The following is an 11,246-nucleotide window of genomic DNA, read 5'->3' as shown; positions in this document are numbered from 1 at the left end:
TATTCTTTATAAGTATTATTTTCCCACTCCACATACTTAAAAAGTTTTCTTTTGAAATTTCTGAAATTTTTTGATGCTCTAAATCAAAATAAAGTACCTTTTCTTCATTTACAGCAGTTACTATAGTATATTTTTTGTCCTTAGTTTCTATAAGACAGGCTGAAGAAATATCTTTTAACTCATCATACTGAAACTCTACAGCTTTTGCTTTTAGTCCTACTTTTTTAGAAATTAAGAGAATATCTTTTTCTCCTACATCTTTACCTTCAAGAGCAAAATCATGATCTAGTTGATCTTCTGTTAAAGGTACATGATTAATTCTAGCTATAAAAATAAAATTAGTTAGTGATTCTCTTATGTTCTTCTCCATTAGCTCCTCCTTTGTTACTATATTAGTTATTATTTTATAATATTTTGATTATCAATGTATGTTCCATAGCAAAATATAATTTTTATATATAATAGATTATAAATTAGTTATATTTAATAATTAACATTAAAAGTTATATATTCTATTTATATTTAAATATTATAATTTATGAAATAAAAATATAAATTTCCATCATTTATGTAAAAATATATTTTATATTAACAATTTTAACATAATTTATTAATAATTTAAGTTACTATTTTGTAAATAATTTTTTGTACAATATAACCAATATACATAACTTTTACCAATGTATACACACCAATTTTTTTAAAAATCCCCACTATAATCATGATGATATTAAGATATCGTTCAAAAAAAGTTCATATTCTTTTGAATATATAAATTATTCTTCTTTCTATATTTAAACTTTTCAAAACAAAAGACTACCTATAAATTACATTTATAGGTAGTCAAAATTTAAAATCTATTTTGTTTAAATTTTACAACTATATTTCAAATTAAAATCTATATAACATTTAATAATGTTCTTCATAATCTAAATAATATGGTAATTTTAAAATTTATATTCATGTTTACATTAAAACTTTTTTATTATATTTTATTTTTTATTTACTAATATTATATTCTTTGGAATCCAGAATACGGATCACCTGACATATAACTATCACCATATCCATAGCCACTAAAAATTGGAGTATATTGATTTTGAGTTGAATATGATGGACTTGTATAAGATGGTGTAGAATATGAAGAAGTTGATGTTGTAGATTTAGGTGTAGTAGTTGTTGTCGTAGGTGTAGTTACTACTGGTTCAGATATAGTTGGTTGTTGTGTTTGTACTGGATTATTATTTCCCGTAGTAGTTAAATCAATATGTTCTTCTAATATAGAATCTCTGTATCTATCAAAAGTCGTAGCATTTTGAACTAATGTATCAATCACGTTAGTATCTACTGAACTACTTCCAATACTAATGTTTAAATTAATATCATTATTCCAATTGTTTATTTTTATACAATTATTATCCTGTACCAATGCCAAATAACTTTCATCTTCATTAATGATAAATTCTATATCCTCTATACTTGAAACTTCACTACTATCATCAAAAATCAACTTGTCTATGGACTGATAATCTTTTATTACATCTCTTCCAAAATCCTTAGAGAAAATAAAAGTATCTTCCCCATCTCCACCAGTTAAAAGATCATTTCCAGTACCACCATTTAATATATCTTTACCAACATTACCTATTAGAGTATCATTTCCTTCATCTCCATTTAATGTAGCACCAAATTTTCCTGATAAAATTATATCATCACCAATTCCACCATTTAATATATTAGTTCCATCCTCATCACTACCTTGAAGAAAATCTGAGCCCTCTCCACCATAGAGCCAATTGTTTTTGCCAGAACCTTTTATATAGTCCGTTCCTTTTCCTCCATAAAGTTTATTACCTTTTGAAGATTGAAAATCTCCACCAATTATCATGTCGTTTCCGTCCATTCCATAAATTTCTGAAAATCCACCTTTACTTTTACCTTCAAGTGTTGGAATAGTTAAAACATCATCATTAGCTGTACCTTTTATATTATTACTTCCTTCTAAAGTTCCTTGAAAATATAAAGATTTTCCTTTTATATTTGAGAAATCCATTTCATTAGATCTAGAATTTCCTGCCAATATTCTAATTTCTTGTGGATTACTAGAATTAACATCTGAGTTTTCTTTTATATTAATTTTATTGTGAATATTACCAAGTCTTATTTCTTCAAAATTTGAAAAACTCAAATCATAAGCTCTTCCTTCTTGAACATCTCTAATAAAAGAAAAATTATTATCTTGTACAGAATATTTAAAGTCAAAATTCTGACCATCATATTCTTTTAACTGAGACATATCTAAAATATCAAATCCTGATCCGCCATCTGCTTTAACTCTAACTACACTATCGCTTCCATCACTATAAACTCTTTCTATATTAGTTAAAATAACATCATCGTCTCCAGCTTTTGTATCAATATTAGGGAATATAATATCAGATATAGTTGTAATAACTCTATTGTTAATTGCTTCAACTCTTCTCATCTCTGGAATTCTTATTTTCTGAGTAATATTTGCATATGGAATCATAGGATCTGGAATTTCAACTTCAATCCATTTATCTCCAACCACTTCCTTTATACCACTTATATCATCAACTAAATCTATCCAACATTTAAATCTTTTATATTTAGGATCTGTTACTAATCTAGTTTTAGTTTCAGGAACTGTTCTTTGTGTTGCAACTGGATATCCTGGCCCATCCTTCTTAACCCACACAGTATATTCTTCTTCTACACTATGTAGTCTTTTAAATTCTTCGCTAAACATTTCTAATTGATTATAACTATAAGATAACTGAGTAGCTGTATCTATAACTCTAGGATTTTCTACTATATTTCCATCTTGGTCTGTTATAGTTTTATTTCCTTTTCCATAGCCTAAAGAAACAGTATCTAACACTTCTCTTCCATCTATATTTTTCAAATTAGCTCCTGCTGGTAGAACACTTACGCCTGCTTTTTCTTCTAATTTATATCCACCATTAATAAATTCTCCTCTTACTTTTAGATTGTCTTGTATACTCCTTATATCATACCCATTTTTATAATATATTTGATTTTCAAATATCTCTGCTATTTGCCCTGGAGTAAGATAAGCTGTTAAATATTGAGTATGAATAGTATGAGCGTTATTCTTTAAGAAATCATGTGCATTATTTATATTATTTTGGAATTCCGAATCACTAATTATATATCTTTCCATCATGTTATCGAAATTGCCATATTGATCCATAAGATCATCTCTAGCATCTTCTCTTATTTCTCCATCATATACAAAATGCATTAAATTTATTAATGGGGTGGCATCTAAAGCAGCTATCTTATATAATGCACTATATATAATTCTATCTATGTCATTATCTGCACCATCCCTAAGCTTTCTCATATCTTCTGCCTTTTCTATAGATTCAATAGATGGAGCTAATGGGCATAGTGATAAGAAAAAGTTACCAACTGCTCTCCCAACTTCTGCTGGACTTGAATCAGAACTTAAATCTGCCAATCCTCCTGCGGCAGCAACTAATGACCCTACACCACTTACAATTGTTCCAACTATTTGTCCAACAGGTCCTGCCATAGCTATACAATCTCCTGCTGTTGTAATAATTGCTCCAACTAAATTCATTATTTGACTAGGCTTAACATCAGCTCCTGCTGTTATAACATCTTCTAATGCTGAAGCTGTCCATGCTAAATCTGTTGCTACTGCAAATGCGCCCATAGCTCGTGCTTTAAAGTTAGACGTTTTTGGCTTTGGTGCATCTGGAAGATCTGGTATATTAACTTGTGGCTTGTCTGGTATATTATTAACTACTCCTCCTGATTTTAAGGATTTATAGTTTCCATTTAATCCTCCTAATTGAATCTTATTATCTAAAACATCCATAGTTCCTTCTATAGCATCAGAAACAACCATAGTATCTAAGTTAACACTATAACTATAAGTTTTTGAAATATTTGAATTCCAATAATTTTCTTTTAAAGCTGTAAAAAAAGACTTTATATCCGTAGAACCTTTTTTAGCTTGTATGAAACTATCAACAAACTGTACACCACTATATAAACTTACTGAACCTTGACTTACAAGAGCAAGTACTTCACTTGCGTCTACACCATCTTCAAAATCTTGTATCGCCTTATAAATTATATTACCCATTGCAAGCATTGATACTGGATCTTTATAAAATTTAGTAAATAAATCTTTTGCTTTTATTGAAGGGTTGATATTTGTGATTTGTCCTTGAGCTTCTATACCACCATAAATCCCTGACCAAATCAGTCCACCAAGTCCTACCATTTCTCTTCCTGTTAAATTATTCAAATACTCTCTTTGTTCTTCCGTTAAATCAAAACCTTCAAACAATTTAGTTGCTATTTCATTAGCTAATTCTTCCTGCTCTTCAGTTACTTGTATATCTTCTGAACTAATATAATCTTGAATTTTATTTATCCATTCTTTCTCTAAACTACTGTGAACTTTTCCTCTAAACTGTTGCAATGCTGAAAACATATCTTCTGATTCTACTTGTCCTCCTTCTTGTCCAGTCTCTACGCTTTCTAAAAACTTAATTATATCTCTTCTTATTTCTTTTTGCTGTTCTGAGATATTTTCTGGATCTAAACTATTTTGTGAATTAGAACTTGTTTCAGAACTTCCATCTCCTACTGGTTCACTTGCTATAAAATCTTGATATCCTTCAAAATCTTCTACCATAATCTTTTGTCCCCCTTAATTTATCTAGTGTTTAAAATTAACTTTAATATTTTTAAATTCTCATCATTCCTGCATTTGGATCATAGGCACTTGATCCAGAGTATGCACCGTATGGGTCATAGGAATATAAAGGATCATATCCATATGAAGAACTACTACTATAAACTGGTGTATGTCTAGTTTCTGTAGAATACCCAGATGTTGTTGTAGTTTGAGATGTTGTTGTAGTTTGAGGTGCTGGTGCAGTTGATGTTTCAGATGAACCACTACTACTCCCAACATTTGCATCTTCTTTTTGGCTTTCTAAAAATGTATTTCCATACTCATCAAAGCTCATAGCACTTTTAATTAAGTTTTCTATTAAATCAGCATTTATATTAGTACCGCCAATTACAATATTTAACTTAGTATCATCAGTCCAATTATTTATTTTCACACAATTACTATCATGTAATAATGCTAAATATTCTTGATTTTCATTAACTATAAATTGTATATCTTCTATGTTTGAAACACCACTAGTTTCGTCAAAAATAAGTTTATCTATAGATTCATAATCTTGTATTACATCTCTTCCAAAGTCTTTTGAAAAAACAAAGTTATCTGCTCCGCCTCCCCCAGTTAAAAAGTCATTTCCAGTACCTCCATTTAATATATCTCTTCCAATATTTCCTGTTAATACATCATTGCCTTCATCACCATTTAACTCAGTAGCAGCTTTTCCTGCATACAATATATCGTTATCTAATCCGCCATTTAATATATGAATACCAGATTGATCACTTCCTTGAAGGAAATCCCTACCTTCATCTCCATAAAGTATGTTATGATCACCATTAGCCTTTATATAATCTGTTCCCTCTCCTCCATGAAGAATGTTCTTTCTTACATTATCTATTCTTTGTAACTTTGTCCTATTAGGATCATATAATATTTGATTATTAATGTTTGAATTAATACTTCCTCCATTCATAACATCATTTTCATCTATTGCTCCTATACTAGGATTGTATCCTATTTCAGAAACAAGGCTTCCTCCAATTATCATATCATTTCCGCCCATTCCAAAGATTTCTGAAGATCCATTTCCTATCTTTCCTTCAACCTTTGGAACAATTATAGTATCGTTATTTTCTGTACCATAAACTTCATTTCTTCCATCTAAATTACCTTGGAAATAAAGAGATTTTCCATGTACATTAGAAAAATCTATTCTGTTTGATTTTCCTATATCACCTATAGATATAATTCTTATTTCTTCTGGATTTTGCCCTTCACTAAGTTCAATGTCAGACCCTTCTTTTATTCTTATATCATTATGAACTTTACCAATTCTTAATTCTTCAAAGTTAGAAAAACTCCAATCATAATCTCTTCCATCTCCAGTTCTTCTTACAAATCTAAAATTATTATCCTCTACAGAATATTCAAATGAGAATGTTTGTCCATCATTTTCTTTAAGATTTGATATATCTAAGATATCAAAACCTTCTCCACCATCTGCATTTATTTTAACTACACTATCATTTCCTGTATAAATCCTTTCTATGTCGTTAACGATAACATCATCGTCCCCTGCTTTTGTTTGAATATTAGGAAATATAACATCAGATATGGTTGTAATAACTCTATTTTTAACTCCTTCAATTACTTTCATATCTGGTACACTAATCATCTGAGTATCACCTGAATATGGAATCATAGGATCTGTAACTTCAGTCCACCTATATCCAAGGACTGCTTTTGTACCACTTATATCATCAACTAAATCTATCCAACATTTATATTTTTCATATCTTGGATCCTCTACTTTATCATAAACATACCCTTCAAATACATCATCTTCCTCATTATATTCAGTATGCCATGTTGTTATAGTGTGCTGCTCTTTAATCTCATTACTAAATCTTTGCAATTGATCTTTACTATAACTTACATAAGTTATAGTATCTATAACTCTAGGATTTTTAATACTATTACCATCTTCATCTTGTATATTCTGTTTTCCTTCACCATATCCTAATGATAAAGTTTCTAAAACATCTCTTCCATTTACATTTCTAAGATTTTCTCCTGGTGGAAGTACCGTTATTCCATTCTTAGATGTTAACTCATAACCACCATTAATAAATTCACCCTTAACTTTTAAATTAGTTCTATTCAATACATTATACATATCATTATAATCTTCATGATTACCACATATTTCTCTTATATATTCTGGGGTAAGATATGCTGTTAAGTATTGTGTAGATGTTGTATGGGCACTATTTTTCAAGTAATTATAAACTTCTTCTAATCTATTACTAAACTGTTTATCATCATGAATATAAGTTGTCATCATATTATCTAAACTTCCATAATGTTCTATAAGCTTATTTGTTGCTTCCTCTTTTATATCATAGTCATAAATAAAATTAAACAAATTTGCAATAGGAGTAGCATTTAATTCAGCAATCCTTCTAAAGGCTCCATAAATAGTTTTATCTATATCATTTGTTGCCGATTCTTCAAGTTCTTTAAATTTATCAAATTGATTAAAATCTGTTGCAGAAGGTATTATATAACTTGTAGAAGTTATAAAATCTATTGCTGCTGTTGTTCTTTCTTCTGTAGTAGAATCAGAAGTTAAATCAGCCAAACCTCCTGCTGCTGCAACTAAGGATCCTACTCCACTTATTATAGATCCAGCAAGTTCCCCCATCGGTCCACCTACAAGTCCTATAACATCACCAGTAGTACAAACTATAGCTCCAACTAAATTCATTATTTGACTATTTTTAACGTCACCTTTTGAATCTGCTATATCTGTAATAGCTTGTCCTATCCAAGCTAAATCCACCCCAATTCCAAATACATTTAAAGCTTTTGAACCTGATGAAGGATCTAAGTCCACATTTGTCTTTACTCCTAATGAATCAGAACTTATTCTAGGCGCTCTAACATTTCCAATTCCATCTAAAGTTCTATAGCTACCCTCTATTCCATCTAAAGTATTTGATGTTACTTTAATTGTAGGTATTATATCTGAAATATCATCAGATACTATTCTTGTTGTTGCAAAAGTATTATGATCTAAATCATAAGAATAAACATAATTATGTTTTGGCTTCAGCATATTAATCTTTCCAAAATATTCTTCTCCTAGTGTGTCTAAAAAACTATTTCCATTAAGCAAACTATCAGATTTCAAGCTTATAAAAGAATCAACAAAAGATGTTGCACTAAATAAACTCATTGATGTTTGAAATATAAAAGCCCCTATTTCACTTGCCGAAGCACCGTCTTCAAAATCTTTTATTCCTTTGTTAATTATGTTTCCCATTGCAAGCATGGATACAGGTCTATTAATAAACTTATTAAACAATGTAGAAAAATTCACAGAATTATTCCCTGTAATTTGAGTATATGTCTGAGCTACTGCAGTAGCTGACGTCCAAATTAATCCTGCTAATCCAACCTTCTCTCTCCCTGTCAAAAGACTTATTTTCTCCATTTGTTCTTCACTTAAACCATAGGAATCAAATAACTTATTTGATATTTCATCTGCTAAAGGCTCTATTTCTTCAATAGATGAATCTTGGTATGAAAACACATATTCAAAGGCCTTTCTCATACTTTCTTTTTCTAAAAAATTAATTATTGGAATTCTATTTTCATATTTTTCAATTATTTCTTTATCAATTATTTCAATTGCCTCTTTTTCTACTAAAGAAAGCGTTTCAGAAGTACTTTGTTCAATTTCAGACTTAATATTTTTCAAATCTTCTATACTGGCACCTTCTACATTTATACCTATTATGTCATTTATAAGACTTTCTCTTTGTTCTATTGCTACTTCTACTTGATATAATGCATCTTCATATTCTTCACCACCACCTACACAATCTTCTCCTTGCTTTAAAAGATTAGCTTCAAATTCTTTCAATTGACTATATGACATTTCCTCAAATGGTGTTGATGGTAAGTAAGGATTATCAGCTAGCAATCCATTTAGTAATGCTTCTCTACTCATGTTATTCCCCCTTTAAATAAGTATTGATATTACCCCTTTATGGATGTAAATAAATATTTTATTTTTATAACCACCTCCTTAAAAATATTCCTATATACTTTAAACTAAATTAAATATTTTTCTCACTTTCAATTATTTCACAAATATTCTTAATATTATGAATATTGTTTGGATGAGCCTCTATATACAAAATATTTTTTCAATTATTCCACAATATTAAACTCATTATATTTATATAATCATAAAATAAGTATAAGAAAATATATTTTTTTATTTTAAAATTATACTATTATCTTAATCTAAAAGAATTTTTAACGTCTTTGATTCCCGGTATAAAGAAATCTATTATTCTTCTTTCTCCTGTATCTATATCACAAGTTACTGTCATTCCCGGTGAAAACTTCAGTGTTTTACCATTTATATTTATATCTTTTTGACTTAACTTTATAGATGCTTTATACATAGATTGATTATTTATTTCTACTGCATCGGGAGTTATCTTTGTTATTGTTCCTTCTATAGTTCCATATCTTTGAAAATCAAAGGTATCAAATTTCAATTGAACCTTTTGTTTCTCTGATACAAATCCTATGTCTTTATTTAAAATCATAGCCTCTATTATTAATTCTTTATTTTTAGGAACTATATGAATTATAGGTGCGCCTGCTTGTACCACTCCCCCTACAGTATTTACTGCAGATTTTTGAATTTTCCCTTCTACTGGTGATTTTATGATTAACTCTTTTATCTGTTTATCCATTTTTTCTATAGCCTTTTTATGAGCCTCTATAGAATTAAGAACATTAACTAATTCTTTTTCTAATTCCTGTTTATGATTTAATTTATATTTTTCCTTATTGTTTTCTTTAATTTTTAGATTGTCTTGTTTATCTTTTATACTTTCTTTTATACTTTCTATTCTACTTTCCGAATTCTTTATTTCACTTTTCTTTGTCTCTATTTCTAATTTTTTATCATCATCCTTATTAACATCTTCATTAGCATTAGACTTTTGATTATTTTCTAAACTTTGAAGTTCTGTTTTAAATTTAGCTAGCTTTCCTTTTTCTTCACTTAATCTCTTTTGAGTTTTAGAAAGATCTTCTTTAGAATCATTTATAACCATATCTGTATTTTTTAAATCAATTGAATATATACTTTCTATAGTTTTGCTATAACCTAACTTTTCAAGTATCAAAGCTTTAGATTCTTTAAACTTTTTTATATCTATATCTGGATTCTTTCCTTCCTTATAAGCTTGTAAAATATCTTTGCTTGTTTTTAAAACTTTTAATTCATTTTCTATTTTTGATTTTTCACCTTTTAATATTTCATCATCTATAGTTAAAAGAGTATCCCCCTTTTTAACATCTTGTCCTTCTTTTACATTTATAGATTTAATAACTCCAGTATTAAGTGACTGAACTATATTTGTATTTCCACTTGGTATAACTTTTCCTCTTGCTGTTGCAACTTCATTTACTTTACTAAAAGACCATATAAATACTGCTAAAACTATTAAAAAAATAGCCCATATAGAAAATTTACCTAAAGGTGATGCTGGGGTTTCTACTATTTCTATAGCTGAAGGTAAAAATTCTGTTCTAATATTCTTTCTTTTAAATAATCTCATATTGTAGATTCCTCCATTTTTAGTTTGTAACATTAGATATCATTTATTGTTTCACTACAACTCAAAGTATTAGCTATATTCCTATTAGTTCTTAAACTATCATTTTATATTACTAATTTAATAGTGAAATTTATAAAATAATTATATAAGCAACAGTAACATTCTTTTTAATTTATTATTAGAAACTAAAATTATTAATATTACTACTATTAAACATATTTCTGCGTTAAATATCTTTTTAGCTTAATGAGAATCTTGCTGACTAAAAAGATGATGATATAAGCCTTTCTTCTCTATAAGATTTTCATGAGAACCTACTTCTACTAAATTACCTTTATCAAGAACTAATATCCCATCACAATCTTTTATAGTTGAAAGTCTATGAGCAATTATAAAAACTGTACGATTCTTGCATATGTATTTTAAATTATTTTGTATTATTCTTTCAGATTCATAATCTAGGGCTGAAGTTGCTTCATCAAATATTAATATAGATGGATTAGTTATTAAAGCTCTAGCTATTGCTACTCTTTGGCGCTGACCTCCAGATAAGGCTGCTCCTCTTTCTCCAACTTCTGTATCATATCCTTGTGGAAGTGATAATATAAACTCATGGGCTCCTGCAAGTTTTGCACATCCTACTACTTGCTCCATAGTAGCTTGAGGGTAATGTATACATATGTTATCTTTTATACTTCCACTAAAAAGACAATTTTCTTGAAGAACAACTCCTATTTGGCGTCTAAGCCAACTTGGATCTGCTAAAGATAAATCCACTCCATCCATAGTTATTTTTCCACTTTCAGGTATGTATAATCTTTGCATAAGCTTAGATAACGTACTCTTACCAGAACCTGATCTTCCAACTATTCCAACAACTT

5 protein-coding genes are annotated in these 11,246 nt (G+C 28.8%); all 5 read right to left on the bottom strand.

Annotated elements, in window-relative coordinates; genetic code table 11:
* Positions 1–370: cysteine peptidase family C39 domain-containing protein (locus ABDZ71_RS06285; RefSeq protein WP_343759968.1), on the bottom strand; the 370-nt coding region annotated here is incomplete at its 3' end.
* 642 nt (positions 371–1,012) lie between these two features.
* The gene (locus tag ABDZ71_RS06280; RefSeq protein ID WP_343759966.1) at positions 1,013–4,717 is read right to left on the bottom strand and encodes a calcium-binding protein; all 3,705 of its coding nucleotides are present in this window, start codon (positions 4,715–4,717) and stop codon (positions 1,013–1,015) included.
* Between the two features lie 52 nt (positions 4,718–4,769).
* Complete coding sequence (locus tag ABDZ71_RS06275; RefSeq protein WP_343759964.1) at positions 4,770–8,732, bottom strand: calcium-binding protein; 3,963 nt, start codon at positions 8,730–8,732, stop codon at positions 4,770–4,772.
* A 289-nt stretch (positions 8,733–9,021) separates the two neighbouring features.
* Entirely contained in the window at positions 9,022–10,365 is a 1,344-nt protein-coding gene (locus ABDZ71_RS06270; RefSeq protein ID WP_343759962.1) for an HlyD family type I secretion periplasmic adaptor subunit, read from the bottom strand.
* Between the two features lie 243 nt (positions 10,366–10,608).
* Positions 10,609–11,246, bottom strand: a 638-nt coding sequence (locus tag ABDZ71_RS06265) for a peptidase domain-containing ABC transporter (protein WP_343759960.1), incomplete at its 5' end; no start/stop codon positions are given.

Source organism: Clostridium oceanicum (assembly GCF_039521385.1).
Taxonomy (GTDB): domain Bacteria; phylum Bacillota; class Clostridia; order Clostridiales; family Clostridiaceae; genus Clostridium_F; species Clostridium_F oceanicum.
Note: the sequence above shows the minus strand (reverse complement) of the source record. Positions and strands in the feature narration are given on the sequence as shown.

Coding starts and splice junctions, on each gene's coding strand:
- ABDZ71_RS06275 (WP_343759964.1), bottom strand. CDS start 8,732: ATGAGTAGAGAAGCATTACTAAATGGATTGCTAGCTGATAATCCTTAC.
- ABDZ71_RS06270 (WP_343759962.1), bottom strand. CDS start 10,365: ATGAGATTATTTAAAAGAAAGAATATTAGAACAGAATTTTTACCTTCA.
- ABDZ71_RS06280 (WP_343759966.1), bottom strand. CDS start 4,717: ATGGTAGAAGATTTTGAAGGATATCAAGATTTTATAGCAAGTGAACCA.